This window comes from Macellibacteroides fermentans (assembly GCF_013409575.1).
Taxonomy (GTDB): domain Bacteria; phylum Bacteroidota; class Bacteroidia; order Bacteroidales; family Tannerellaceae; genus Macellibacteroides; species Macellibacteroides fermentans.
Genome location: NZ_JACCCY010000002.1, coordinates 883,493 through 910,212 on the forward strand (window position 1 = coordinate 883,493; position 26,720 = coordinate 910,212).

General features: G+C 41.4%; 18 protein-coding genes. 8 read left to right on the plus strand and 10 right to left on the minus strand.

The features are described 5' to 3' along the window. Window positions 1–123 precede the first annotated feature (123 nt). The gene (gene recQ / locus F5613_RS08650; protein ID WP_179399431.1) at window positions 124–1,983 is read right to left on the minus strand and encodes a DNA helicase RecQ; all 1,860 of its coding nucleotides are present in this window, start codon (window positions 1,981–1,983) and stop codon (window positions 124–126) included. A 121-nt stretch (window positions 1,984–2,104) separates the two neighbouring features. Here recQ and F5613_RS08655 point away from each other — a divergent pair, with 121 nt between their 5' ends. Continuing rightward, window positions 2,105–3,391 carry a DEAD/DEAH box helicase gene (locus F5613_RS08655; protein WP_179399432.1) on the plus strand — a complete coding sequence of 429 codons (1,287 nt, stop codon included), beginning with the start codon at window positions 2,105–2,107 and terminating at the stop codon, window positions 3,389–3,391. A 127-nt stretch (window positions 3,392–3,518) separates the two neighbouring features. Next, window positions 3,519–4,568: a DUF4434 domain-containing protein gene (locus F5613_RS08660; RefSeq protein ID WP_179399433.1), complete on the plus strand. Its 1,050-nt coding sequence runs from the start codon at window positions 3,519–3,521 to the stop codon at window positions 4,566–4,568. Window position 4,569: 1 nt separating this feature from the next. Here F5613_RS08660 and F5613_RS08665 read toward each other — a convergent pair whose 3' ends face one another. The 4 genes from F5613_RS08665 to F5613_RS08680 all read right to left on the minus strand — a co-directional run bounded on the left by F5613_RS08665 (window position 4,570) and on the right by F5613_RS08680 (window position 11,475). Further along, window positions 4,570–6,981 carry a transglycosylase domain-containing protein gene (locus tag F5613_RS08665; protein ID WP_179399434.1) on the minus strand — a complete coding sequence of 804 codons (2,412 nt, stop codon included), beginning with the start codon at window positions 6,979–6,981 and terminating at the stop codon, window positions 4,570–4,572. 206 nt (window positions 6,982–7,187) lie between these two features. Further along, complete coding sequence (locus F5613_RS08670; protein ID WP_371689998.1) at window positions 7,188–9,332, minus strand: glycoside hydrolase family 97 protein; 2,145 nt, start codon at window positions 9,330–9,332, stop codon at window positions 7,188–7,190. Between the two features lie 254 nt (window positions 9,333–9,586). Further along, window positions 9,587–10,843: a group II intron reverse transcriptase/maturase gene (ltrA, locus tag F5613_RS08675; RefSeq protein ID WP_179399435.1), complete on the minus strand. Its 1,257-nt coding sequence runs from the start codon at window positions 10,841–10,843 to the stop codon at window positions 9,587–9,589. A 221-nt stretch (window positions 10,844–11,064) separates the two neighbouring features. Continuing rightward, window positions 11,065–11,475, minus strand: a complete 411-nt coding sequence (locus tag F5613_RS08680) for a hypothetical protein (RefSeq protein ID WP_179399436.1) — start codon at window positions 11,473–11,475, stop codon at window positions 11,065–11,067. A gap of 385 nt (window positions 11,476–11,860) precedes the next feature. Between F5613_RS08680 and F5613_RS08685 the strand changes: the two genes are divergently transcribed. Next, window positions 11,861–12,280, plus strand: coding sequence for a DUF3244 domain-containing protein (locus F5613_RS08685; RefSeq protein WP_179399437.1), 420 nt, complete (start codon window positions 11,861–11,863; stop codon window positions 12,278–12,280). Here F5613_RS08685 and F5613_RS08690 read toward each other — a convergent pair. Further along, a complete protein-coding gene (locus tag F5613_RS08690; protein WP_246303365.1) occupies window positions 12,277–13,185 on the minus strand; it encodes a transposase in 909 nt (302 codons plus the stop codon). The two genes, F5613_RS08685 and F5613_RS08690, sit on opposite strands and share 4 nt — an antisense overlap. Before the next feature lie 209 nt (window positions 13,186–13,394). Continuing rightward, window positions 13,395–14,303 (minus strand): transposase, encoded by a 909-nt coding sequence (locus F5613_RS08695; protein ID WP_246303365.1) that lies wholly within the window; start codon window positions 14,301–14,303, stop codon window positions 13,395–13,397. A gap of 264 nt (window positions 14,304–14,567) precedes the next feature. On the opposite strand from F5613_RS08695, the gene F5613_RS08700 reads away from it, so the two are divergent. Then, window positions 14,568–16,298 (plus strand): tetratricopeptide repeat protein, encoded by a 1,731-nt coding sequence (locus F5613_RS08700; RefSeq protein WP_179399438.1) that lies wholly within the window; start codon window positions 14,568–14,570, stop codon window positions 16,296–16,298. 58 nt (window positions 16,299–16,356) lie between these two features. After that, the gene (locus F5613_RS08705; RefSeq protein ID WP_179399439.1) at window positions 16,357–16,869 is read left to right on the plus strand and encodes a GNAT family N-acetyltransferase; all 513 of its coding nucleotides are present in this window, start codon (window positions 16,357–16,359) and stop codon (window positions 16,867–16,869) included. A 39-nt stretch (window positions 16,870–16,908) separates the two neighbouring features. On the opposite strand, the gene F5613_RS08710 is transcribed toward F5613_RS08705, so the two are convergent. The 3 genes from F5613_RS08710 to F5613_RS08720 all read right to left on the minus strand — a co-directional run bounded on the left by F5613_RS08710 (window position 16,909) and on the right by F5613_RS08720 (window position 21,286). Further along, entirely contained in the window at window positions 16,909–18,597 is a 1,689-nt protein-coding gene (locus tag F5613_RS08710) for an alkaline phosphatase (protein ID WP_179399440.1), read from the minus strand. Window positions 18,598–18,710: 113 nt separating this feature from the next. Beyond that, the gene (locus F5613_RS08715) at window positions 18,711–19,883 is read right to left on the minus strand and encodes a M24 family metallopeptidase (protein WP_179399441.1); all 1,173 of its coding nucleotides are present in this window, start codon (window positions 19,881–19,883) and stop codon (window positions 18,711–18,713) included. 155 nt (window positions 19,884–20,038) lie between these two features. Then, window positions 20,039–21,286 carry a glycoside hydrolase family 5 protein gene (locus F5613_RS08720; RefSeq protein WP_179399442.1) on the minus strand — a complete coding sequence of 416 codons (1,248 nt, stop codon included), beginning with the start codon at window positions 21,284–21,286 and terminating at the stop codon, window positions 20,039–20,041. Window positions 21,287–21,528: 242 nt separating this feature from the next. On the opposite strand from F5613_RS08720, the gene F5613_RS08725 reads away from it, so the two are divergent. The 3 genes from F5613_RS08725 to F5613_RS08735 all read left to right on the plus strand — a co-directional run bounded on the left by F5613_RS08725 (window position 21,529) and on the right by F5613_RS08735 (window position 26,702). Then, entirely contained in the window at window positions 21,529–22,113 is a 585-nt protein-coding gene (locus F5613_RS08725; protein WP_179399443.1) for an RNA polymerase sigma-70 factor, read from the plus strand. Window positions 22,114–22,189: 76 nt separating this feature from the next. Next, the gene (locus F5613_RS08730) at window positions 22,190–23,164 is read left to right on the plus strand and encodes a FecR domain-containing protein (protein ID WP_068187245.1); all 975 of its coding nucleotides are present in this window, start codon (window positions 22,190–22,192) and stop codon (window positions 23,162–23,164) included. 253 nt (window positions 23,165–23,417) lie between these two features. Next, on the plus strand, window positions 23,418–26,702 hold the full coding sequence (locus tag F5613_RS08735) for a TonB-dependent receptor (protein WP_179399444.1): 3,285 nt from the start codon (window positions 23,418–23,420) through the stop codon (window positions 26,700–26,702). The last annotated feature ends 18 nt before the right edge of the window (window positions 26,703–26,720 follow it).

Below are 26,720 nucleotides of genomic sequence, written 5' to 3' on the forward strand. Positions count from 1 at the left end.
ATACTTTGTTGTGTAAGAAGTTACACACACAACGATTTTCCTGAAAATAAAGGAGAATGGGTAAAATAGTCAAAACGCTCAAAGGTAGAAAGGTGTGTCCGTGAGGATGCGCCTTTTTAATTTTTAGAAATTGAGCTTTGGCAATTTAAGAACAAAACGGATCAGAGAGACAAATACTTTTCCGTATTTATCCAGCTTAATCTGCCCAACTCCGATTATTTCACTAAACTCATCCAGTGTAACGGGCTTCTTTTCAACCATATCCTGGAGCGATTGATCGCTGAAAATAATGTATGCAGGCATACTTTCCCTTTCGGCCAACTGTTTACGAAGTTGTCTGAGTGAGTCAAGTAAGGATTCTTCTATAGAATCTGAATCGATGGGACGAATCGGACTCGCTTTAAATTTCTTTTTAGTCTCACGTGTTCCTCGTGAACCTTTGTCGGAATAATTATCCGTGTTTTCATCTTCGTTCCAGGTAGCCAGTTGGGCTTTTAGTTCGCCGTAAAGAACCTTGCTTCCCAGTGGAGTAACCTTAAGCGTACGTCCGGCTGCATAATCCACTTCAGCGTAGCCTAACTGCAGCATCTGATAAACATATTCTTTCCACTCTTTGTATGAAAGATCCCGACCTGCACCGTAAGTCTTCAGCTGATCATACCCATGTTGCCTGATCTCCTGGCGGAACGATCCCCGCAAGATGTCAATCAGCATCTGTATGCCAACCCGCTCACCCGTACGTACCACTGCACTTAGGGCTTTCTGTACCAGTATTGTACCGTCGAACCGTTGAGGAGGATTCTTACACACATCACAATTACCACAATCGTGTTCTGCCTCTTCACCAAAGTAACTAAGCAATATCCGCCTACGGCATACATCGGTTTCGCAGTACCGCTTCATACGTTCCAGCTTTTCGGAGGTGATATCGCTTTGTCCGCTTTCTTCCACAAAACGACGGAGCAAGACCAAATCGCCCAAAGAATAAAACAACAAGGTATCGCTGGGTAAACCATCCCGTCCGGCACGCCCTATTTCCTGATAATAGTTTTCAATGCTTCCGGGCATGTTATAGTGTATTACCCAACGAACGTTACTTTTATCGATCCCCATACCAAAGGCAACAGTAGCACAAACCACATCGAACCGGTCGTTTATGTAGTCATCCTGGGCCTTTTCACGTCGGGCAGGTGCTAATCCCGCATGGTAGGCAATAGCCTTTATACCATAGGAGTTTAGCGCTTCCGCCAATTCTTCCGTGTCACTTCGCTTCATGCAATATACAATCCCGCTTTGTTGTTTCCGGGCATTGATAAAATGAACGATGGAGGCAATTTTTTCTTTTTTGGAGAATCCTCTTTTAACGGTAAGCGATAGATTTGGTCTGTCGAACGACGAGATAAAGGTTTGCGGATCATTCAGTTTCAATTGATTGAGTATATCCAGCCGCGTAATCTTATCAGCGGTGGCCGTCAGTGCAACGATAGGAACCTTTGGAAAACGCTCTTTCAGAACGGCCAGTTGGGTGTACTCCGGACGGAAATCATGTCCCCATTGCGAGATACAGTGAGCCTCGTCGATGGCAATCAAAGAAATATCCATACGTGGAAGCAACCAATCCACTTCCCCCATCAATCCCTCGGGTGAAATATACAGAAGCTTCACCTTCCCCTGCATGCAAAGTTGTTTGATGCGTTGTCGTTCGGCATCGGGCATACTGCTGTTAAGTGCAGCAGCAGGTATTCCGTTAGATAACAAGCCTTCCACCTGGTCTTTCATCAAGGCAATCAGAGGAGAGATTACAACAGCCGTACCCGGCAGGTAAATAGCCGGCAACTGAAAGCAGATGGATTTACCTCCACCGGTCGGCATCAGCACCAGTGAATCTTTTTTATCCAGTATTCTTTTGATAATATCCGCCTGTAAGGGGCGAAAGGAAGTATATCCAAAAAACTTTTTTAATAACGCCTCAATCTCCTTCATCGTTTCAGTTTGGTCTCTCAATCATGATTTAGATAGCAAAGATAGTTAATGTCTGGCATATTTGTTGTACCTTTGCACCCAATATTTACATAACGAGCCGCGAGGCTCACCCAATCATTACATGACATTTGAAGATTTAAACTTAATAGAGCCTATTAGAAAGGCCTTACAACAAGAAGGATACACCACCCCGACACCCATACAGGCAGAAGCCATTCCCATAGTAACAGACGGATACGATTTATTGGGGTGTGCACAGACGGGCACAGGTAAAACGGCCGCATTTTCCATTCCCATCATACAGAAACTATACAATCAGCAGCAGAAAGAGCGTAGCAGAGGTATTAAAGCGCTTATTCTTACGCCAACGCGTGAGCTGGCTATTCAGATTGACGAGAGTTTCGAAGCATACGGACGTTATGCCAACCTTCGCCATGCAGTTATTTTTGGAGGAGTGGGACAGAAGCCTCAAACCGATGTGTTGCAACGTGGGGTGGATATACTTATTGCCACACCCGGACGTCTGCTTGACCTGATCAATCAAGGATATGTAAGTCTGAAAAGTCTTGATTTCTTTGTGCTGGATGAAGCCGACCGGATGTTGGACATGGGATTTATACACGATATCAAACGTATTCTGCCCTTGTTGCCCAAAAAGCGTCAGTCGCTGTTCTTTTCGGCAACGATGCCTCCCGAAATTGAAAAACTGGCAAGTACGATTCTTTACAAGCCCGAAAAGGTTGAGGTGACTCCTGTATCTTCTACAGTTGATACGATCGACCAGTACATATACTATGTGGAAAAGAAGGATAAGATTTCTCTTCTTACCTCTTTGCTGGCAAACAAGTCGTTGGAATCGGTACTTGTTTTTGCAAGAACCAAGCACGGAGCCGACAAGATTGCCAAATCACTTGTAAAATCTGAGATCGTTGCAGAGGCTATTCATGGAAATAAAAGTCAGAATGCCCGTCAGCGTGCCCTTTCAAATTTTAAAGATGGATCAACACGGGTTTTGATTGCAACCGATATTGCAGCCCGAGGGATAGACGTAGACAACCTTTCGCACGTAATAAACTACGAATTGCCCAATGTGCCGGAAACTTATGTACACCGGATCGGCCGTACAGGCAGAGCCGGACGAAGTGGTGTTGCCTATTCGTTTTGCGATGCAGAGGAGATGCCATTGTTGAAAGACATTCATAAACTGATCGGAAAACAGATCCCGGCTGCGGGAGGCAATCCATTTGAAACAGCTCAGGTAAAGCAAGCTGTTGCCGAGAAGAACAAGGCAATCAAAGAAGAGTCAAAACGCCGGAATATGTTTGGTAGCAAGCGCGACGGCAGTTACTGGAGAAATAAGAAGAGGGCAGAAGGAAGTAACGCTAACACTGCTCCCAAAAAGAAATAATACATTCTATTTGTATATTAATGAGGCTTTCAAATTTATTGAAAGCCTCTTTTTTTGATTCGTAAATGAGTATTATTTTCCTGTTTTATCGTTTGTATAGTATACCTACTAACAGATTCATACTAACATGAACAGACGTAATTTTATACATGCTTGCGGTATTTCCATCGCTTCATCATGCTTGCTAAATCAGCAATTGCTTGCAACCGAAGCACCTCTGTCATCAAAATGTAAACCTATCATCGGATCGTGGTTTGAATTTAATCACCACAATCCGGCCGAGGGTAAATACTGGGATCCGGCCTTAAGAAGTTTCACATCAGCACAGTGGCGCGAAAAAATCAGAGAGATACGCGAAGCAGGTATGGAATATCTGGTGCTGCTCTCGGTAGCCGATAAAGGGAAAACCTTTTACCCGTCGCAGTTACAACCCCGTCACGATTTTGAATGTCCGGATCCGTTAGAGGCCGTATTGTCGGCTGCCGACGAGTTTGGGGTCAAGTTCTTTGTAAGTAACGACTTTTGGGGAGATTCGGGCGATATGTATAAACTGATGACGAGCAAGGAGGTGGTAAGCATCAGAGAGAAGGGGATGGAAGAGGTTGCCCGGAAATACGGTCACCACCCAAGCTTTTACGGATGGTATTACCCAAATGAGACCGGATTGTCTGAAAACATTGATGAGACCACCATCCACTATGTAAACTCCTGCTCACGTAAAGCCCGGGAGTTGATGCCCCGCTGTGTTAACCTGATAGCCCCCTATGGCACCAAGTTTGTAAAAGCCGATGCAAATTTTGCCCGCCAACTCGAACGCCTGGATATCGATATCATAGCCTACCAAGATGAAGTAGGCGTTTTGAAAACAGATGCAGGATCGGCCGGCCGGTATTTCGAAGCGCTGCAGAAAGTGCATGCCAGCGTTGGCCGGGCCAGATTATGGGCCGATGTAGAAGTGTTTCAATTTGAAGGTCCTGTTTACAAGAGTGCCTTGCTTCCGGCTTCCTTCCAAAGGATACGTACACAGTTGGAAGACGTCTCTCCGTACGTCGAGAATATCCTGATTTATCAATACATCGGAATGATGAATAAACCCGGAACCACCGCTTTTGCAGGTCACCCCACATCGACCGAACTATATACCGGCTATATCGACTGGCTGAATAAAAACAAATAGATTAAAGGGCCGGAGGGGGAGTGGTTTCAATATACTCCGGCTCCTCCTCTTCAATAAACAAGCTGTCTGAATTCAGGAAATCGATGGAATCGTTTTCGGCTGGTCTTACCGACATACATTCATACTGTTTATTAATGGTTTGTGTAGGCTTGGGGAACTTGGCCCGATATTTTTCCAGGTTATTATCAGCCAATACCTTTTCCATAAACAGACCGAATATAGGAAGGGCTGTCTTGCTGCCTTCACCCAATTTGCCGGTACGGAAATGGATACTGCGATGTTCGCCACCTACCCAGGCACCACCTACCAGATTCGGACTCACACCCACAAACCAGGCATCCGAGTGGTTGGACGATGTACCAGTTTTTCCTCCAAACTCTGTATTCTGGCGGAAAATATCGTAGGTCCACAAATTCTGAGAAGTAGCATTGTATTCTGTAAGTCCGGCACGCAGCAACTGAGTCATCAGGAAAGCAGTCTCGTAGCTGATGGCTTGTTTATCCACCTGCTTGTGTTGATACAAAAGATTGCCGTCGTGGTCTTCTATGCGGGTTACCAATACCGGATCGTGTGTTTTGCCATCATTTACAACCGTACAATACGAGTTTACCAACTCCAGCAGTGAAACATCAGACGATCCTAAACCTACGGAAGGAATGTTGTTGAGAGGCGTTTTAATTCCCATGGCATGGGCAGTCTTGATAACCTCTTCCACCCCCACTTCCTGAGTCAGCTTTACGGCGATGGTATTGATAGAGCGAGCAAAAGCCGCTTTTAAGGAAAGATTTTCACCCGTATATTCGCCGTTGGCATTACGCGGAACCCATTTCACCATTTCACCTTTATCCATCACATCCCAGCTAATATAATTATCCGGACGTGTATCACAGGGAGACATACCCTTTTCGATGGCTGTAGTATATACAAAAAGTTTGAAAGTAGAACCTGGCTGACGTTTTGAAAGCACCTTGTCGTATTTCCAGGTTTCAAAGTTAATGTCGCCCACCCAAGCCTTTACGAATCCTGTCTGAGGTTCCATGGCTACAAAGCCTGTGTGCATGAAACGCTCCATGTAACGGATCGAATCCATAGCACTGAAGGTGGTGTCTTTTACTCCTGTCTTGTAATCGAATACTTTGAGGCGACGAGGTTCATTCATATAGTAATTTACCGAATCGGCCTGATTGTTGTATTTCTGAACCAGGTATTTGTACAGTTGGGTCTTTTTAGCAATGTCCTCTACAAAGCCAACAATTTCCTGGTGATTCTCGTCTCTCCAGGGGTTTTCTTTACCCCAGTGGTTGTTAAAGTTCTGCTGAACAACACGCATTTGCTTATCTACCGCCTCTTCGGCATATTTCTGCATACGTGTATCCAGCGTAGTATAAATCTTTAATCCGTCCGAATAAAGATCTATCTCGTTGTCTTTGCACCATTTTTCCAGCGAACGAGCAACCGCTTCCCTGAAATAAAGAGCCTCTCCATCGTAATTGCTTTCAACATTATAATTCAGCTTGACGGGTATCTGTTTGATCGAATCAAGTTGGGCCGCAGTAATGATACCCTGACTCTTCATATTCTCGAGCACCACATTGCGGCGTTTCAGACTGTTTTTTGGATTTACGCGGGGATTGTAAGTAGTTGTAGCCTTAAGCAAACCTACCAGCGTGGCCGATTGTTCGATTGTAAGATCCTTGGGAGAAATTTTAAAGTATGTTTTACAAGCCGTTTTTATCCCATAAGCGTTACTACCAAAATCTACCGTATTAAGGTACATGGTAAGAATTTCTTTCTTGTCGTAAAACATTTCAATCTTTACAGCTGTAATCCATTCTTTGGATTTGGCAATAAGCAACCGCAGTCCGGGTATCTGTCCCAATACCCCTCTCGAATACTGCGAACGAACCTTGAACATGTTTTTTACCAACTGCTGCGTAATGGTACTTGCACCACGTGCACGTCCCTGTGTCATGTCCTTAACCGCTGCAAACAACCCCTGGAAGTCAATCCCGAAGTGTTCGTAAAAGCGCTCATCTTCAGTAGCTATAAGCGTTTTTATCAGGATGGGAGAGATTTCTTCATATTCCACCGGTGTACGGTTTTCGCGGAAATACTTACCGATCGCTTTCCCGTCGGCACTATAAATAACGGAAGCTACGCTCTGATTGGGGTTGCTGATACTTGAAAGACTGGGTGATTTACCGAATAGCCATAAGAAATTAATATCTACCATTACCAGATAGATAAAGAACAACACGATAAACGCTGCGCCCGAAAGTAATATTTTTTTGTACCAGGGAGATTGTTGGAAGATGGTTTTGCCCTTCACATAACCTGCTTTACAGCGGGTTAAAACGAATTGGAAGATGCTTTTACCACGAGAAACCCATTCACTGCTTTTGGAGTTAATCATGTATTTGTAATACTAATGTAAATAAATTCTGACTAATAATTAAAATCCCTGTTGTCAACGACACATCTAATTCGGGTGCAAAATTACGACAATAGTTTGATATTGAATGCGGGAAGTAGAAAATTCTTTTGTCCCTTTTAATAAAAAAACAGAGACCTCCCGCCGGGAAGGTCTCTATTCTTCAATTTTAAACTTAAATACTTGAATTATAGCTTCTTTAATCCTTTTACAGATGCGTTGTCTGTTGCCTCAACAATGCTGATGGCATATCCACCGCCCGGTGCAGCCTTAAGCTGTAAAACTGATTTGCTGGTTACCACTCCTTTGCGGATGGTATAGGCCTGGGGATTGGTTTCGTAGTGTGCATCTTTAGCATCGCTGTAAATAGTGGCTATGTACTTTTTACCAGCATCCAGAAAATCAAGCTTTAACGTTGAGGCATGTCCGTTCTCGTCGCTGGTATTACCCACAAACCAGGAGGATGAACCCTTTGCCTTGCGGGCTACAGTGATGTAATCGCCCGGCTCTGCCTCCAGATACTTGCTTTCGTCCCAGTCGATTGCCACATCCTTAATAAACTGGAAGGCATCCAGATATTGGTTGTAATGTTCGGGCAGATCGGCAGCCATTTGCAGCGGACTATACATGGTTACGTAAAGAGCAAGCTGGCGGGCAAGAGTAGAATGCACGAACGAATTATTGTCCGGATTGATTTTATTTACCTGCGTAACAAAAATACCGGGAGTGTAATCCATCGGACCACCCATTAAACGGGTGAATGGCAGAATAGTTGTATGGTCTGCGTTGTTACCACCAAATGCCTCATATTCGGTACCACGGGCCGATTCGTTTCCAATCAGGTTAGGGTAGGTGCGGCAAAGTCCTGTCGGGCGGACCGCTTCGTGCGCATTTACCATAATTTTATATTCGGCCGCTTTAGTTACTGCATACAGGTAATGGTTAACCAACCACTGACCGTAGTGATATTCACCCCGGGGAATCATATCTCCTACATAACCACTTTTTACTGAATTATATCCGTTGTCTACCATAAATTGGTATGCTTTATCCATATGACGTTCGTAATTCCGTACCGAACCCGATGTTTCGTGGTGCATCATCAGTTTCACCCCTTTGGAAGCTGCATAGCGGTTCAGTTCCTTTACATCAAAATCAGGATAAGGAGTTACAAAATCGAAAACATAATCCTTGGTCTTTCCAAACCAGTCTTCCCAACCTTCGTTCCAACCCTCTACCAATACGGCATCGAATCCGTGAAGGGCAGCAAAATCAATATATTCCTTCACTTTTGTATTATTGGCAGCATGCTTACCATTGGGCTTGGTTTTAGAGTAATCGGTCACACCCAATTTAACAGAAGGTAAATCCGTATAGGCCCAGGTGCTCTTACCCGTAATCATTTCCCACCAAACGCCGATATACTTTACCGGTTTGATCCACGATGTATCTTCGTACTTGGTTGGTTCGTTGAGATTAAGAATCATTTTGGATGCCAGTATCTCACGTGCGTCGTCACTTACGATTACAGTACGCCAGGGCGACTGACAGGGAGTCTGCATATATCCTTTATCTCCGATAGCATCAGGAGTTAACCACGATTCAAAAATAAAATTCTTATCATCCAGATTCAAGTGCATACATGAATAATCAATCAATGCCGCTTCATGAATGTTGATGTACAGGCCCTCTTTGCTTTTCATCATCAGCGAAGTCTGTACTCCGGTGGGAGAAAACGGTGTCTGCGATGAATTTGGAGTGATTGCCTCATCCATCAATCCCCTGATTTCCGATAAATTGGAAGTCATCGTACTATACTCCTGGGTATCATAATCGCCCGGAAGCCAGAATGCCTTATGGTCGCCTGTCATGGCAAACTGCGTTTTTTCCTCCTTGATTGTAAAATAGTTCAGGTTTTCTTGTTGAGGGAACTCATAACGAAAACCAATCCCGTCGTTAAACACCCTGAAGCGGATCAAAATATGTCTGCTTGTTGAAGGTTGGGTGAGGGTGACTGCCAGTTCGTTGTAGTTGTTGCGGATGGTTTTTACTTCACCCCAAACAGGATTCCAGCTTTCATCGAACGATGCCGTTTCTGTTTTTGTAAGTTCAAACCCGTCCGTAAGATTCTTGCCATCTTTAAGTTCAAGACCAAGCTTACTCTCTTTAACGACTGCCTGGTTTTTGTAGTCCAGTCGATAAACAGGTACTCCGTTCTTGAGCTCTACGTTTAGTACCATCGCTCCGTTGGGAGATTTGACGGTCTCAGCACTCAGCAAACCTGCCGAGAACAATAAAACTGTAGCTAATAAAATTTGTTTCATGGTGATAATTTAAAATCTTTATGGTGCAAATGAAACACTAAAACACCAGATACAAACCAGTTGCAGGCCGAATGATAGCAAGTTTGTCATGCAAACGATTTCGGAAACAGGCAAAAACAGGTTATCAGTCGTATATTATCCCCAAATAAAACCGTTTTAAACGAAAACAGTCGAGTAGGCCTGAGCATTTCAGCTCAAGCCTCTCACAGAACCGTGCGTGACAGTCTCCCATCACACGGCTCTTCTTATTCAGTCTGATAAGATTACCATTTCTTGTTAGCTGTTGGAGTTACTCCCCACTGCCAGTGGTAAAAGAGTTTAGACTCTTTCCGGGAGATGTTTCCCAGCCAGTAGTAAGCCCGATAGGGTTTCCCCTTGAAGCGCTTGAACTTGGCTGTAACCCATCTGGCAAGATGTCTGTTTACTTCATCTAACAGGATTTTGAGTCGGGTAGGATAAAATTTACCATAATAAGTAATCCATCCCCGAAGCACCGGATTGATGCTTTTCGCCAGGGTTTCCAGCGATAGAAACAGTTGTTTCCTTGTTTTCCAGCTGCGCATCTTTTCACGGATGCGGTTGCAGGCCTTGTTGCTGATTGCCGGCAGAAAGCCTGTAAAGTTGATGCCATTTCTGCCTTTTGCCTTCCGTGGTCGGAAGGTGTAGCCAAGGAAATCGAAAGAGATTGTATCAAACTCTCCCTTTCTGCGGCTGTCTTTACAGTACACAATCTTTGTTTTGTCATCGTTCAACATCAGTTTACATTGAGCAAACCGTTGTTGAACAGCTACTTTCAGTGCTTCGGCCTGGGATTGGGTGGCGCAGTGACAGATGGTGTCGTCTGCATACCTTTCGAAGGGAATGTGCGGATAATACCTGCTCATCCACTTGTCGAAGGCGTAATGCAGGAACAAATTGGCCAGCACAGGTCCGATTACGGACCCTTGCGGGACCCCTTTGTCCCGGTCGATTTTACTTCCATCCTGCAGTTCGTAGGGAACTTTGAGCCACCGTTCGATGTAAAGCAGCACCCATACACAATCGGTGTGAAGTCTGACTGCTTTAATCAACAGTTCGTGGTCAATAGAATCGAAGAACTTGCTGATGTCCATATCCAATACCCAGTTGTACTTCCAGCACCGCTCGCGTGTTTTGGCGATGGCATCGTGTGCAGAGCGGTTGGGCCTGTAGGCATAAGAATCCTCGTGGAAACAGGGTTCAATCTGTGGCTCCAGCATCATCACTGCTGCCATCTGAGCAATCCTGTCTCCTACCGTAGGTATACCTAACGGACGTTTGTCTCCATTGGGTTTAGGTATTTCTACCAGTTTGACCGATGGAGGGAAGTAGCTTCCCGAACTCATGCGGTTCCAGATTTTGTAGAGATTGTCTTTGAGATTTTTCTCAAACTGCTCAATCGATACGCCGTCAATACCCGCACTTCCATGGTTTGCCTTGACTCGTTTGAAGGCATCCATGATTAAAAATTTAGAAATCTCATGCGACTTTGCGTCTTTCATTTGCATCCTCCTGTTTTAATAGTTGTACATTTACTACGCTTGAATAAGCTGTTCCCTTGGCTCCATTTCCATTACAGAAACTTCGTCGCTACTACGGAACAGTCCGCCCCTGCCTCCGGTCCTCGGTACGCTGGTTCTTGCAGGGCTTCTGCTTGAACTTCTCCCTTCACATCCCGGCGCAGGTTCCTGCGTTCCGTGAAAAAGCCTCTGTACAAGTCATGCTATCTTTGCACCGGATGCCACCCGGACCGTAAACAGGTTCCTTCCGGATTTATCCCGGGTCTGACAGAAAAGACCCGGTTCTGACATCGTCTGAACAGTTTTCGATGCTTCATCAATAATTCCCTTGCGGTCATCTCTTGTACAGTTACCTGACGATTTACATCGCCTTTTGGTGTATCGCTCACCACCTTGTCTCTTAAACAAAGCAGCATACACTGGTTTGCAACCATCTCCTGCAAGACGGTTACGAGGGGCCTGCCCTCATCTCTTTCACAGTTACAAACATTGCCGCCTGCAATGTTTTCACAGCACACTCTGTCATCTGTCATAATCTGATTTTTATGCCTTTTGTAAGTTAATTTAGATTCCGGCATATAAGTTGGAACATAGTATACAACTAATTGTTTCATCGTTATAAACAATTTTCTTCTGTTATATGAATTATTCGTTTGTCATATGTTGAATGCAAGTTATCCATATGTCTACTTTGCGTTTGACATGTGGCAAACGCAAAGTAGACATATGGCAAACGAATAGTTCTTCGTATTGCTTTGGATAAAAGCCTTAAATGAAAATGATACTACTGTATTGACCAGACTTTACTTTAACCGTTATACTGAAATCCTGGACACCTTCCTATAATCCATACTAGAATAGTTTACAGCAGACAGGTTTTGATTTATCTTTCTACTCCCTCAACCAGCTTGTTTTTCTAATCAGACATATTTATAGTTCTTTTTTTTGTAATTGTTGAATTTAACTGATAGATTTGCAGAAATTAAATACTATCTGTAGGTGAAAAATTATAGACTGGCTTTTTTCTTTTTTTTATTTCTCCTTGCTATTGTACATATTGCAGTAGGATTTGTTCAATCCGAACCTCCCACAGAGATAGATTTGAAAGGGAAAATAGGAGTAGCCGGTGCTAAAAGTTTGGATGATCCGATTCCAATTGATGCTTCTACCGATGGTCAATCGATATTTATTAATTTCCTTACCGCATTAGGAGATGTTACTATAAGCATTTACAATGTAAATGGTGATCTGGTTTATCAATCCAACGAACAGATAACTTCGGTACAGCAGTTGCTGGTCAGTATAGCAAATTTGTCTTCCGGGAGCTATACCTTGGTATTCACCAATGCTGGCGGGGGATATGTGTACGGAACATTTACTAATGCGAATCAGTATTTGACATTGATTCATTTGTTTTAAACAATTAGATAAATGAATGCGATGGCTATTTTCCCCATCGTATGTATAAGAAGTCCAGATGTTGATCTGACCTTCATCGCTCTTTGAATATTTGTTTTCTCATTCAACCAGTTGAAGAAAGACTCTATGGGTTGTCTGACTTTAGAAACAGCCGTCGAAAATAAGTCTCTGTGGGCTTTCTCTCTTTGAGTAATTACGGGCTCTTCAGCCTTAATAGCTTTTACGGGAGTTAGCATATCCAGACCTATTTCCCTGTGTTTTTCTCCCCAAAAAGAGAAATCGGAGTAGATTTTATCGGCAAAGATACTTCTATTGGTCAGGCTGTCTGCTGCTTCTGTTTTAAGTACCGTCAAATCGTTCTCTGCCGCAGATGAAAGTATCAACATCTCAGGGAATGGAATAGTTCCTTTCCTTCTGAAAGCTAACGTGTGGAGTTTCAAACCAAAGTAGTACATATTTTTGGTAGAGCAGTAGCCTTTTGTTGCAATTTCTGTAGCCACTTTTCCTGTTTTATTCTTTCCTTTGCAGGTAACAATTGGCATGGAATCGATCAGTGATGTCATATTGTCGCAATCTTCTGGTTTAAAGGATGTAATGAGATGCTTTACGAGTTCATTAATTGCCTCACTTAACAGGTTCAATCGATAATTGAACGTCTGATAAGAAGGTAGACAAGGAAACCAAGAAAGCAAATATTCTTTAGTGAATGTATGTATCTCTTTGATACTGAAGTAGCGTTGATAAGCTCCACAGAACAGGTATACAGTAAGCAGTTCCTGGTCGGTGAAGATAGGAGTTGCATTATTACTGAATCTCTGACAACAAAATTTCAGTGAAGACTCATAGATATCGCAGATATACATATATATTTTTATAAGCTTAAGTTCTTTCTCCTTGGGAATCATAATTAGAAAAATGAGTGGTTTTATTCTTCTAAGATACTGATTTCCAGGGAGATTAAGAAATATTTTAATGTAATAATAAACTGTATAACAACATTTTAACTAAATGAATCAGCAAGTGATTTCAACTACTGATTCGCATTACTAAATAATATTGCAGTTTATCTAATTACTATTAATGCGAATCAGTATTTGACATTGATTCATTTGTTTTAAACAATTAGATAAATGAATGCGATGGCTATTTTCCCCATCGTATGTATAAGAAGTCCAGATGTTGATCTGACCTTCATCGCTCTTTGAATATTTGTTTTCTCATTCAACCAGTTGAAGAAAGACTCTATGGGTTGTCTGACTTTAGAAACAGCCGTCGAAAATAAGTCTCTGTGGGCTTTCTCTCTTTGAGTAATTACGGGCTCTTCAGCCTTAATAGCTTTTACGGGAGTTAGCATATCCAGACCTATTTCCCTGTGTTTTTCTCCCCAAAAAGAGAAATCGGAGTAGATTTTATCGGCAAAGATACTTCTATTGGTCAGGCTGTCTGCTGCTTCTGTTTTAAGTACCGTCAAATCGTTCTCTGCCGCAGATGAAAGTATCAACATCTCAGGGAATGGAATAGTTCCTTTCCTTCTGAAAGCTAACGTGTGGAGTTTCAAACCAAAGTAGTACATATTTTTGGTAGAGCAGTAGCCTTTTGTTGCAATTTCTGTAGCCACTTTTCCTGTTTTATTCTTTCCTTTGCAGGTAACAATTGGCATGGAATCGATCAGTGATGTCATATTGTCGCAATCTTCTGGTTTAAAGGATGTAATGAGATGCTTTACGAGTTCATTAATTGCCTCACTTAACAGGTTCAATCGATAATTGAACGTCTGATAAGAAGGTAGACAAGGAAACCAAGAAAGCAAATATTCTTTAGTGAATGTATGTATCTCTTTGATACTGAAGTAGCGTTGATAAGCTCCACAGAACAGGTATACAGTAAGCAGTTCCTGGTCGGTGAAGATAGGAGTTGCATTATTACTGAATCTCTGACAACAAAATTTCAGTGAAGACTCATAGATATCGCAGATATACATATATATTTTTATAAGCTTAAGTTCTTTCTCCTTGGGAATCATAATTAGAAAAATGAGTGGTTTTATTCTTCTAAGATACTGATTTCCAGGGAGATTAAGAAATATTTTAATGTAATAATAAACTGTATAACAACATTTTAACTAAATGAATCAGCAAGTGATTTCAACTACTGATTCGCATTATTACTTATTTCACTTAATTGAATTAACACTATGCTACCTTTATCTGCCACTTTTCGTCTTCTGGGATTGTCTCTTGTCGTTTTATTGTTTGTGGGGTGTTTTTCTTGTAATAACAAAGCTCGATTGAAACGACAATTTGTATTGGCAGATTCACTTATGTTAATCCGTCCGGATAGTGCATTGAAGATTCTTGAAGGGATGACGGAGAGTGATTTGAATTCTGAAGAAGAGAAGATTGACTACTATTTGCTTTTGGTGGAAGCCAAAGATAAAAATTATATAAAACACAAGTCCGACTCATTGATAAACTATGTTTATAATGCTTATAAGAATCGCGAAGATAATGCTATGAAAGCCAAAGTGTTGTTTTTTAAAGGTCGGGTTTATCATGATATGGAAAAGTTTGAAGACGCCGCATTATACTACAAAAAAGCAGAAACTGTAGCGAAAAAAACGAAGTCATACAGATTACTCGGATTGGTCTATAATGAATTGGGAGGGGTGAGCATGTGGCTGAGTATGTATGATAAGGCATTCGACTATTATGTGGATTCCTATAACATGATGTTGATGGTTAACGATACGGCTACGACTCCCTATGCGATTCGTAATCTGGGCCGTATGAGGCTATTTCAGCATAGATACGATGAATCATTAACATATTATCAACGAGCATTCGATATGGCGCAAATGTATAAGAAACCCCGTATACAGTCTGACGTACTATATGAAATCGCTCTTTTGTACGATCAAATACAAAAGAAGGACAGTGTGTTATATTATATGCGTAAATCTATTACTTATAATCCGGATATTGTTAGTACTGATGAAACTTCGCTTGCGATTGCAGATATTTACCGAAAGGCTGGTAAAACAGATTCTGCTCTTGTATATATCGACAAATGTATTCGTAGTGAGAATATTTTTTCGAAAACGTCTGCTTACAGGTACTTGTCAGAGATAAGCGAGTCTCAACATAATCCCACCAAAGCACTCGAATATTATAAGGTTTACTCAACGCTGAAGGATTCGATTTTGACTCGCTCAAGTGCAGAAGATCTTACAGAAATCATCGCTAAATATGATAATGAAAGACTTCAAAATGAGAAGACCGAGATCCTTTTGGAGAAAACCCGTACCATGAGGAATTTGTATCTGGTGCTGTTGATAAGTGTATTACTGGGAGCCGCAACCTTAACCGCATTTTACATATATAGAAAAAAGAAGGAGCATCAGCTTAAAATTTTAAGGGCGAAGACTTCCGTGTATTTGAAGCAAATTGAAGCAAATCAGATCCAGATCAAGGAAAATGAAAAATGGGTGGCAGAAAAAGAGAAACTGATCAGGGATACCAACTTAAAGCTTGAAGAGAAGGAAGTTCAATTGTATAAACTCAAGCAGAAAGAGGATGAAACTTCCCGTCTTAAAATTGAGAATCAAAAACTTGAACGGATACGTGAGGAACTGAACCGGGAAATTGATTTACTCGCAAAGCGGAAAGAAAAAATAACGGTTATAAATGCCGGTATCGAATCGCAATATAGCCTTATCGACCGTTTGAGATCCTGGAAGCCGGGTGATTCAATTATGTCGGAAACAGAACAAAATCAGCTGCCCGATCTTATGGACAAAGAATGCAATGATTTTGCAACAAAACTGCGTATACGTTATCCTGCTCTCAAATCGCATGATATCCTGATCTGCTGTCTGATAAAACTTCGTATATCCAACGAATATATCGCATCTCTTACTTGTTGCAAATACGAATCGGTACTGACAAAACGATTCAGGATTAAACAACGTATGAATGAAAAGGAGGAGAACCTGGAATCAATTATCAATCACATCTCGTAAATAAAAGTTTTTTGACTATTTTAGACCTTTGTTTGAATGATATAAAATAACATAGCGTATGATTATAAGAAAAACCCGGTTGGAGGAACTGGATATTTTGATGGCTATTTACAACAGAGCCAGGCAATTTATGCAAGAAACCGGAAATGGAAATCAATGGATTAATGGCTATCCTTCGCGTGAAGTGATACTTGCGGATATCGAAAACGGATACAGCTATGTTTGTCTGGATGCGGAAAACGAGATAGTAGCCACCTTTTATTTCAGGATTGGTGAAGATCCTACGTATGCAAGGATAGACGATGGGAAATGGTTGAACGATGAACCATATGGCGTTGTGCATCGATTGGCAGGATCGGGGAAAGTTAAGGATGTTGGATCCTATTGTTTGCAGTGGTGTTTTGAACAGATCCCGAACATCCGGGTAGACACCCATCATGACAATGTGGTGATGCAGCATATATTAAAGAAAAACGGATTTCTCCCTTGCGGCATCATTTACGTTTCAAACGGTACAGCCCGCATTGCTTTTCAAAAGATTGGAAATAAAAAACCCGTATCAGACATTTAAGACTGATACGGGTTTTTTATATTCACCTCAAAATTCGGCTTACAGATGCTTGGCTAAATCTGAAGGAAGATAGAAGGTGTTGTTTTTATCTACATATACCACTACCGAATTAAGTTTGATTGTTTCGGTACCTTTTTTACCTGTTTGAATAAGATTGGTAAAAGGTTTGATGGTAAGTTGTTTTTTCTTGCTTTTTACTACAAGGGTAGGAGTCCCGTTCTTTTCGGTGGAAGGAACTATCTCGTATTTGTAACCTTTAAACACATCCGTGTGTTTTGCAAAGGTTTGGTTGGACATCTCGTCCAATTCACCCTTAATTTCAAATAATGCACACATGTAATGGTTTAAGTCTACATTGGTAAGAACCCCCATCGGAACATCTCCTTCGGGATGATAGGCTGCTAAAAACACCTCTTCGCCGGTATGTCCGCCCGTTGTAAATCCGAAACAGGTTTTTGAAGTAAGAAGCTTGGCTATGAATCCGGATAATGATCCACTGTACAATGATTCCAATTCAGGACCTTTTGCGCGCTCTTCCAACGGTATCGGACTGTTTTTGTATCCTTTGTTGTTGTAAAGCATTTTCAGTTCGTCGTCGTTTAGCTCGAATCCGGCATACGTACGGAAGATATTTTGTACTTCAGAGGCTGGTCTGCTGTTCAGCATCGCTTGAAAACCTTCGGATGTAAGTTTGTATTGAGCAAATTGTCCGAATAACTGATCTTTTGTAAGCTTGCTGTAATTGCTGCATCTTGAAGAACCCAGGCTGATACCGCTGTTGCCATGATCGGGAACAATGATTACGGCCGTCTCTCCGTTGGCTTTTGCAAATTCAAGAGCAGCACCACAGGCACGGTCGAAAGCCAGGTAATCTGAAGCCATTCCCATTGGATCATTGGCATGGGCAGCCCAGTCTATTTTACTTCCTTCTACCATTAAAAAGAATCCCTTTTCGTTTTGAGACAACTTGCTGATAGCGGTACGGGTCATCTCTTCCAGACTCGGGGTGGCTGTTGTATCACGATCTATATCATAAGGCATTTCCTTTTCAGAAAATAAAGACCACATTTTTTCGCCTTTAAACTCGCGCATACCCTTCAGGTTGTCTTTAAAAACACTGTAGCCGTTGTTGCGCAGATACGATTCACTCTCGGCCGGCAATAACGAAGTTCCGCCACCGATAACAACCGTCAGATCGTTGTGTGCCATCTGGGGGGCAATCCATTCATATTTTCCTCTATTGTAACTGTGCGCAGAACAGTCGGCCGGTGTGGCATGCGGAAATTCGCAGGTAAAAACCAGTCCGGTAGATTTGCCATACTTCATTTTAGCAGCTTCAAGCACGGTAACTAATGGCTGATAAGCACGGGTGGAATCGATGGGCAAGATGTCGTTGGCTGCATCCTGAACCGGATGTGTGGATACGTATCCTGCAATACTTGGAATTCCCGTCATGTAGCATGAAGTTGTAGGAGCCGAGTCGCCGATAGGGGCGTTCGACGAGAAGGTGCGTACGGTACCGCACATGTAAGGATCAATTGCCAGATTGGGCATGTCGGGGTTGTTATACCATTGTAACCAACGCGCGATCGACACCGTTGAAAGGGATGTCCCATCCGGAATTAATAATATAATATTCTTGACAGGTTTGACATTTTCAATGTCAGCCGCTTTTAAAGGACCTATCAGAATGGCCAGTAACAGCAAAAAGCTCATCGATTTCTTCATATGATTCTTAATTAGTTTTTTTAATATGGTCTGATTGAGAAAACAAATAAACAACACAATTGTTTCGAATGTGTTATTTACCTGTTTTATATTTATTACAATTGGTTTTTCATTTAAAGCTGAATAATGTTTTCTTCAAACAATGTTAGTTTTTCAACCGCATTATTCGTTACAAGGTAACTATTCTCAACTCCAACGGCACCAGTACCCGGAATAACAAACTTGGGCTCGAGTGCAAAAGTCATGTTTTCTTCCAATAATTCTTTAGAACGGGGGGTAAGTACCGGTAATTCATTGATCTGAAGACCTATGCCATGACCAACAAATTTAGCCTGTTGCTTGGTTCCCATAAAATAATCGGCTAACCCTTCTCTTTCGGCCATTTGGAAAGCCAGATTGTATAAGTCGGCACATGGAGTGCCGGGTCTGGCCATATTTTCTATCTCATGCTGAATGGCAAGAGAAACCTGATGCGCTTTATAAGCCAGTTCCGGAAGTTTGCCGATGGCATATACACGTGTCATATCCGTTAGGTAAGCCGAATAGTTGCCGGCCATATCAACCATAACGGAAGTTCCTTCTTTCAGGATTGTGCCGTTGGCACCCAATGGACAAGACGGATCCATACCTTGTCCTCCCAAAGCAAAATCGAAAGGAGAGGGGGCTTCGGCATTATCGCCGGCAAGAATACTTCCCATGTGTATATCCATATTGGCTCCAAAAGCCCTGAATATACCGATGGATCCCTGGCGACGCATTTTGTTCTCTATCTCGTATTGAAATTCAAGATCGGTGATTCCCGGTCGGTAACAAGAGGGTATTTCTGCATAAGTGGCGGCATGACCTTTAGCTGATATCCGGAACTGACTTATTTCCCAAGGGGTTTTTACCATCCGGACATTGCGCATCAGCGTAGTGGCATTGCCTGTCTCTTTCGGATTAAAAAGTTGTTGCAGACGGATGTAGTCGTTATAACTTAATTCGTCGGCTTCCAGCAGCAGTTTATTAGGTTGATTTATACCTTTTTCGGCAAGTAGGGCCGGAATTTGTTCAGGTTTACGAATGTATTCTACATTGCTTCCTGTAATTCCGTTGGGCCTTTTTACAAAAAAGCAGGGTTCACCCTGACTGGGAAGATAGAAATAACCACTAAAAATCTGACCGGTTGTATAAAAAAGATTTACATCAACAGACAGCAGACAACCGTCTGCATTCACCATCTGCATCGCTTGCTGGATGCGTTGCCATTTTAATTGTAAATCGGCACGTAGCTCTTTTGATACCATTATTTATAATCTCATTACATTTTGGGCATCAAAGGTATTAAATTTAACCTCTAATTCGATTTTAAGGATGTTTTTTTGTGTTTTAATAACGAAAATTAGCAAGGAGACTACATTATGATAGTTGTAACAATAAGTATATAGTCTCCTCGCCTGTATTACGGTTTCATGCCAAGTGCTTTTATGTATCCTTGGTTTTTAATGCAATGTGCAAACTTTATATTTTCAAGTAATTCAAGCATCGCTTTCTTAACAAGCTCCTGATCGGGTCTTGCAGCACGAATTTCGTTGAAGTTGTTGCGGGGTTTTTGCGTGTATTCCACAATCAGATCCCAGTTGGCGGGTTTCTTTATATGTACCATACAACTTGTTTTCTCCATTTTTTTGTAGGGCCAGAAGTGCCATCCCATATTATTCCGTTCCATAAGTCTGCGAAATCCTCCAACCCATTCGTCGGTGTTTTCGCCCGTCTCACCCATATACAACGGAAGATTTACCTTGTTCCGGAAATCAATGAAATCTTGTAAATTAGACTGCAGAGTGTCACACCAGTACCGGTGACAGGTATATAACATATTGCTGTCTATCGCTTTCTCGTCGAACATACTGAAATTGCTGTTCCATTGTGCTCCACCCAACAGAATAATGTGGTTGGGATCTACACTCCGGATGGCTTCTACACCTCTTTTATAGACCGGAACCAATAACTTGTTTATTTCCTCCTTATTGGTAAAATAGGTGGCGATGGGTTCGTTTAAGAGATCGTATCCCAAAACAGTCGGTTCGTTTTTGTATCTGTCGGCAATCTTTTTCCATATTTCACTGAATAACTGCTTACTGGTTTCACTTTCAAACAGCCAGGGGTAGCCGTAGCTGTCATCTATGTTATCGCCTGTTTGTCCGCCTGGGGCATCATGCATATCCAGAATAACATAAAGACCTTCGGTCTTGCACCATTTTATGACACTGTCCACACGGGCAAATCCATCCTGATTACTTTTCAGACCCATATAGTCTTCGTCGGTAAATAATTTGTAATGGAAGGGTAAACGGATGGAGTTCATGCCTGTTTGCTTGATGTAGGCTATGTCTTCGCGTGTAATGTAATTATCTTTAAATGTTTTCCAGAACTGGTCTGTAAAATCGGGACCAACCATTTCCCTGAAAGCCTGGTCAATCAGCCGGTATGAGCTTACATCTTTAAATAAAAACATATATCCTTCCGGATTCAGCCAGTTTCCAAGATTAATTCCCTGTATGAGAAATGATTCTCCGTTGGGGGTAACAATATCTTGTCCTTTAACCTTTAAAAAGGGTTTCCCATTGTTTTTAGATTTCAAAGAAGAGGCCTGGATGGTACAAAGAACTGCAAATAACAAGAATAAAAATAACACACATTTTTTCATAATCGAATGGATTTAAGAATTTTAACGTGAGCAAAGTTAGTCGTTTTTTTATTGCCTGCAATTCTTCGGATCTGATTTGTAGGATGATTTTAATTGTGGTTTAATTAGAATGAATGTGTAAAAACTTAAAAAATAATGTACATTTGCAAAATTGAATTCGCAGAGAGCGACTAATTACAAGGCTACTAAAATGTTTTTAGACTAGTATTAATATAATAGTAAATCCTGTTTAATAGTTAATTATGATTTACCAGGAAGATAGACCTATCGCATTGAGTGTAAAGGAAAATTTTGATTCAATTTATGTCAATAATTTTTCGAGGCTATTCCTGTTTGCCAAAGAATACGTATTATTTGATGAAGAGGCCGAGAATATTGTTCAGGATATTTTCTTGATGCTTTGGGAGAAAAGAGAAGCTTTGCGTGTTGACGTAAGCCTTACTGCTTATCTTTTTACACTGGTTAAGAATAAATGTATTGATTTTCTACGTCATCAAATGGTGGAGCAGATGTACTCCGAAAATGTAAAACACGAGTACAACGAGGAGCTGAATGTGAAACTGTTTGCATTGGAATCTTTTGATCATAATTTTAGTTCTGAAGAGGATATTGAAACTTTACTTAGAAATGCCATCGATAAACTACCCGAAAGATGTCGTCTGATTTTTATTAAAAGTCGTATTGAGGGTAAAAAGTATAAAGAAATCGCCGAAGAACTCAATCTGTCGGTAAACACCGTTGAAGGTCAGATTTCCATAGCATTAAAGAAATTACGTGAAGAATTAAAGGATTATTTACCTCTGCTGCTTTTTTTATACATTTGTTAAAGTATGTAAAATTTAAGAATTGCCTTGGTGGTAAATCTACCTCCGATCGCTCTTACTGTAAATGCCCCAAAAAAGAATGCACGATCTATTTATAAGATATTTTAATGGAGAGTTGTCTCCGCAAGAAAGACAGGAACTCTTTCGTAAACTTCAGCAATCGCCCGAGGATAAGAAAGCCTTTGCCGAAATGCAGAATGTTTGGGCATTGTCTTCTTTATCTAAACCTGCTGATAAGCAATTGGCCAACCGGAAGCTTGCCCAATTTAGAAAAGAGGAGAAAAAGCGATTTTTTATTCATTATATTAGACCAATGTTCGGGTACGCAGCGACGGTGGTTGTGGCTGTTGCTGCAACCTGGACAATTCTAACGCAGTTTGTTACTCCCATGAACCGGGATGCGTTGGCAGGTTACGAAGAATTTGCCACACCTGCCGGACAACGGGCCAAAGTAACATTGTATGATGGAACAGTCGTTTGGTTGAATGCAAGTTCTACGTTGCGGTATCCCAACCGATTTGCCGACGATGTAAGAAAGGTGGAGCTGGATGGCGAGGCTTTTTTTGAAGTTCAAAGAAACGAAGAGCTTCCGTTCGTGGTGTCGACCGAGAAAATGGATATCCGGGTATTAGGAACCAAATTCAATGTTTTTGCCTATAAGGGAAAACCCGAATTTTCGACTACCTTGGTGGAAGGATCGGTAAAAGTGTCTGATAAGAAAGATGATTCTCATACCATGATACTGAGCCCGTCTGAAACAGTAGAGCTGAAGGATGACAAATTGGTGAAAACTAAATACTCGATAAACGATTTGTTATTGTGGCGATCGGGTATTTATGCCTTCGACGATGTTCCTTTTGTGGATATGGTGAAGAAATTGGAACTTTATTATGATATAACCATCTATGTACATAACGATAAACTGAAACGAAATAAGTTTACAGCCAAATTCAGACAAAGAGATGGTATCGAAAGTGTTTTAAAAACACTTCAAAAGGCATATCCATTTTCATTTGTAAAAGACGATGATAAAAATACAATTACCATAAAATAAGTAATTTAAAACAGATAAGATTTAAAACAGATAGAAACCATATTATGTGTAACCTTTAAAATAGAATCAGCCTATGACATAGAAGGTCGTAAAAAAAATGCCGGCAGATGTTCCCGCATCCACCGACATAATGCTAACACAAAAATTATAAATTCAAGTATTAACACGTAAACAGTACAAAGTTATGGAAAAAGATCCTTTGTCCAATCTTTTATTATTTCAAAATTATCATTTAAAGAAATTTTTGAATGTTATGAGAATTACCTCTTTTCTTCTTTTCCTATGTGTATTTGCTTCGTTTGCAACGAACACAAGTTCGCAGAACGCTAAAGTGAATATTTCGGGAAGTAACATGACGGTCGGAAATTTTATCGACCAAGTTGAAAAACAGACAGAATACCTGTTTGTTTATAGTAAAAGTGAAGTGAATGTAGAAGAGGCTATTGCTGTTAAAAACGGCAATAAATCGGTAGCTCAATGCTTGGCCGAAGCCTTTGCGGGTACTGATGTAAAGTACGCCTTCGAAAACGACTACATTGTGTTGACTAAAAATGCTTCTCCTGCGATTGCCCAGCAAGGCAAAGTGGTTACGGGTACAATTACCGATTCCAAAGGCGAAGCCATTATTGGAGCCAATGTGCTTGTAAAAGGTTCATCATTGGGTACTACTACCGATTTTGACGGTAAATATTCATTGGAAGTACCTGCAGGAGCTGTATTACAAGTTTCATATATCGGTTACCTTTCAAAAGAGGTTGCTGTAGGCAACCAGTCTAATATAAACATCGTGCTTACTGAAGATACACAAACACTCGACGAAGTGGTTGTGGTTGGTTATGGTACTCAACGTAAATCGGATGTAACAGGTTCAATATCTGTTGCGAATGCGGACGATATTCTGAAAACCTCTTCATTTAATGCATTGGCTGGTTTGAAGGGTAAGGCATCTGGTGTGAACATCTTTACAAACTCAGGACAGCCTGGTGGTGCTACCCGTGTAATGATTCGTGGTATCGGTACCATCAACTCTTCATCAAATCCTTTGTATGTGGTTGACGGTGTTGTAATGGAAGATTTCCAATTCCTTAACCCTAATGACATCGAACGTATCGAGGTGTTGAAGGATGCTTCGGCTACGGCTATTTATGGTGCCCGCGGAGCAAACGGTGTTCTTATGGTTACTACAAAACGTGGTATTGCAGGTGAAGGTGTAAAGGTAAGCTACAATGGATATGTAAGTCTTTCGCAAGCTGCCAGCAAAATGGATGTAATGAATGCAGCCGAATTTATGGAAGCAATGAATGTAAGTTACGAAAATGATCGTAAATGGTATGGAAGTACTAAAACACTTACATTGAAAGATACCGAACTTTTCAATGCAGACGGAAGTCCTAAATATGATACAGACTGGCAGGATGAGGCAACTCGCACAGCTTTGTCTCACAATCATCAGCTAAGCATTCAACAAGGTGGAAAGAATTCGTCAGTCGGCGCATTCTTAAACTACACAGACCAGCAGGGAGTTATGTTGAATACATTTATGAAACGTATCAACGCTAAACTTACTTACGATGCAAAACCATTAAGCTGGTTGTCAACCGGTGTAAATGTCTTGGTTAACCATACCTGGCAAAATGATACCGACGAAGGTGGCGGCGGACAGGTTGCACGTCGTACTATGATTGAAATGCCGGCTATTTTCCCGGTTAAATATCCGAATGGAAAATGGTCTAACTCATTCTCTACTTCCGATTTTAGCTTCGAAGCGATGGCTAACCCGGTTCATGCTTTGGAAACAATGGAACGTATGCGTTACAGAACACAGATTTTTGGTAATGCGGCGCTGACTTTCCACCTGTTACCTGGATTGGATCTTAGAACACAGATCGGGGTAGATGCTCACCTTCGTAAATGGAGAGAATATTCACCAACGGATTTGATCAATATTTCATCTCCCAACGGATATGCGTTTATGAGTGATACCCAGCAGCTTTACTGGCAGGAAGAAACTTACCTTTCTTATAATAAGGTATTTGGAAAACACCGTGTAAATGCTGTAGCCGGTTTGTCATGGCAGGAAAGAACGTATAACTATATGTCTGTTGCCGCTTCAGGATTCTCTGATAACTTTTACGGATATAATAACTTGGGTGCAGCAAAGACTCCGGAACCTCCAACGTCAAATTATAACAGATGGGCTATGAACTCTTACTTCTTAAGAGGTGCTTATACGTATAATGATCGTTACATGGCTACAGTTACTGCCCGTATGGACGGTTCATCTAAATTTGGAGCTAACAACAAATATGCATTCTTCCCATCCTTAGGTTTGGGTTGGTTGGCTTCTAACGAAGGTTTTATGGAGGATATGACTGCTATCGATCAGCTAAAGTTCCATACCAGTTATGGTGTAACGGGTAACAGCGAAATCGATCCTTACAAATCATTGGCAACAATTTCTTCAGGTACTGCTTTGATTGATGGTGGCCGTCAGGCAACATCGTATGTGGCTCGTCTGGCTAATCCGGATCTTGAGTGGGAAAAGACAAATCAATTCGACTTTGGTTTTAACTTGAATATGTTTAAAAACCGTTTGAATTTTGATGTGTCTTATTACTACAAGCTTACAACCGACTTGTTGTTGGACAGCCCGGTTCCTCATAGTACTGGTTTCTCTTCAATTATCGACAATATCGGCGAGGTGGAAAACTTTGGTGTGGACTTTATGTTGAACAGTGTAAACGTTCAGACGAAAGATTTCTCATGGAATACAACATTGAATGTGAACTATAACCGTAATAAAATTAAACAACTGGGTGAGAATAACGAAGATATTCTTCCTGGTCCGGGTTGGGTGTCTGGTAGCCAGACAATCTTACGTGTAGGCGAATCGTTAAGCTCATTCTGGGGTTACGAACGTCTGGGTGTTTGGACAGTTGAGGAAAGAGCACAGGCTGAAGCTGCAGGTGCAAGAGTAGGTCAGGCTAAACGCTCGAAAGAAAAGAAAATCTTAGGTAAAGGTATTCCAGATTTTACAGGTAGCTTGATTAATACATTCAACTATAAGAATTTTGATTTGACTGTAGATTTGCAATTCGTAGCTGGTGTTGATATTTTACAACAGTTCTATCACTCGGCAGAAGACCGTTTCGGTTATACAAGCGGTTTGGCTTCAATCTTGCATGAAGGCTACAACGGTTCTAACCCTAACACCATGGTTCAGGCAGTCCGTAACGCTAATTTGTCTGGTCAGAGTTCAGAACTTGACTCACATTGGGTAGCCGACGGATCATACATCCGTGGTAACCTGATTCAGTTGGGCTATACATTTGATGCCAAAGCATTACAATCATTACGTTTAGGTGCACTTCGCGTGTACGCCAGCGTAAACAATGCTTTTGTCCTTGATTCAAAAGACTTCCAGGGATATGATCCTGAAGGTACTTCTCAAGGTTCTAACCAATGGGGACAGAATATGTTCTTCTATCAGTATCCGAAGCCAAGAACTTATACACTTGGTGTGAATGTTACATTTTAATAACCTTCGAATCGTATG

What these genes read in the sequence shown, in the direction of transcription:
- recQ (WP_179399431.1), bottom strand. Translation starts at nt 1,983, where the DNA reads ATGAAGGAGATTGAGGCGTTATTAAAAAAGTTTTTTGGATATACTTCC.
- F5613_RS08655 (WP_179399432.1), top strand. Translation starts at nt 2,105, where the DNA reads ATGACATTTGAAGATTTAAACTTAATAGAGCCTATTAGAAAGGCCTTA.
- F5613_RS08660 (WP_179399433.1), top strand. Translation starts at nt 3,519, where the DNA reads ATGAACAGACGTAATTTTATACATGCTTGCGGTATTTCCATCGCTTCA.
- F5613_RS08665 (WP_179399434.1), bottom strand. Translation starts at nt 6,981, where the DNA reads ATGATTAACTCCAAAAGCAGTGAATGGGTTTCTCGTGGTAAAAGCATC.
- ltrA (WP_179399435.1), bottom strand. Translation starts at nt 10,843, where the DNA reads ATGAAAGACGCAAAGTCGCATGAGATTTCTAAATTTTTAATCATGGAT.
- F5613_RS08680 (WP_179399436.1), bottom strand. Translation starts at nt 11,475, where the DNA reads ATGAAACAATTAGTTGTATACTATGTTCCAACTTATATGCCGGAATCT.
- F5613_RS08690 (WP_246303365.1), bottom strand. Translation starts at nt 13,185, where the DNA reads ATGATTCCCAAGGAGAAAGAACTTAAGCTTATAAAAATATATATGTAT.
- F5613_RS08695 (WP_246303365.1), bottom strand. Translation starts at nt 14,303, where the DNA reads ATGATTCCCAAGGAGAAAGAACTTAAGCTTATAAAAATATATATGTAT.
- F5613_RS08705 (WP_179399439.1), top strand. Translation starts at nt 16,357, where the DNA reads ATGATTATAAGAAAAACCCGGTTGGAGGAACTGGATATTTTGATGGCT.
- F5613_RS08710 (WP_179399440.1), bottom strand. Translation starts at nt 18,597, where the DNA reads ATGAAGAAATCGATGAGCTTTTTGCTGTTACTGGCCATTCTGATAGGT.
- F5613_RS08715 (WP_179399441.1), bottom strand. Translation starts at nt 19,883, where the DNA reads ATGGTATCAAAAGAGCTACGTGCCGATTTACAATTAAAATGGCAACGC.
- F5613_RS08720 (WP_179399442.1), bottom strand. Translation starts at nt 21,286, where the DNA reads ATGAAAAAATGTGTGTTATTTTTATTCTTGTTATTTGCAGTTCTTTGT.
- F5613_RS08725 (WP_179399443.1), top strand. Translation starts at nt 21,529, where the DNA reads ATGATTTACCAGGAAGATAGACCTATCGCATTGAGTGTAAAGGAAAAT.
- F5613_RS08730 (WP_068187245.1), top strand. Translation starts at nt 22,190, where the DNA reads ATGCACGATCTATTTATAAGATATTTTAATGGAGAGTTGTCTCCGCAA.
- F5613_RS08735 (WP_179399444.1), top strand. Translation starts at nt 23,418, where the DNA reads ATGAGAATTACCTCTTTTCTTCTTTTCCTATGTGTATTTGCTTCGTTT.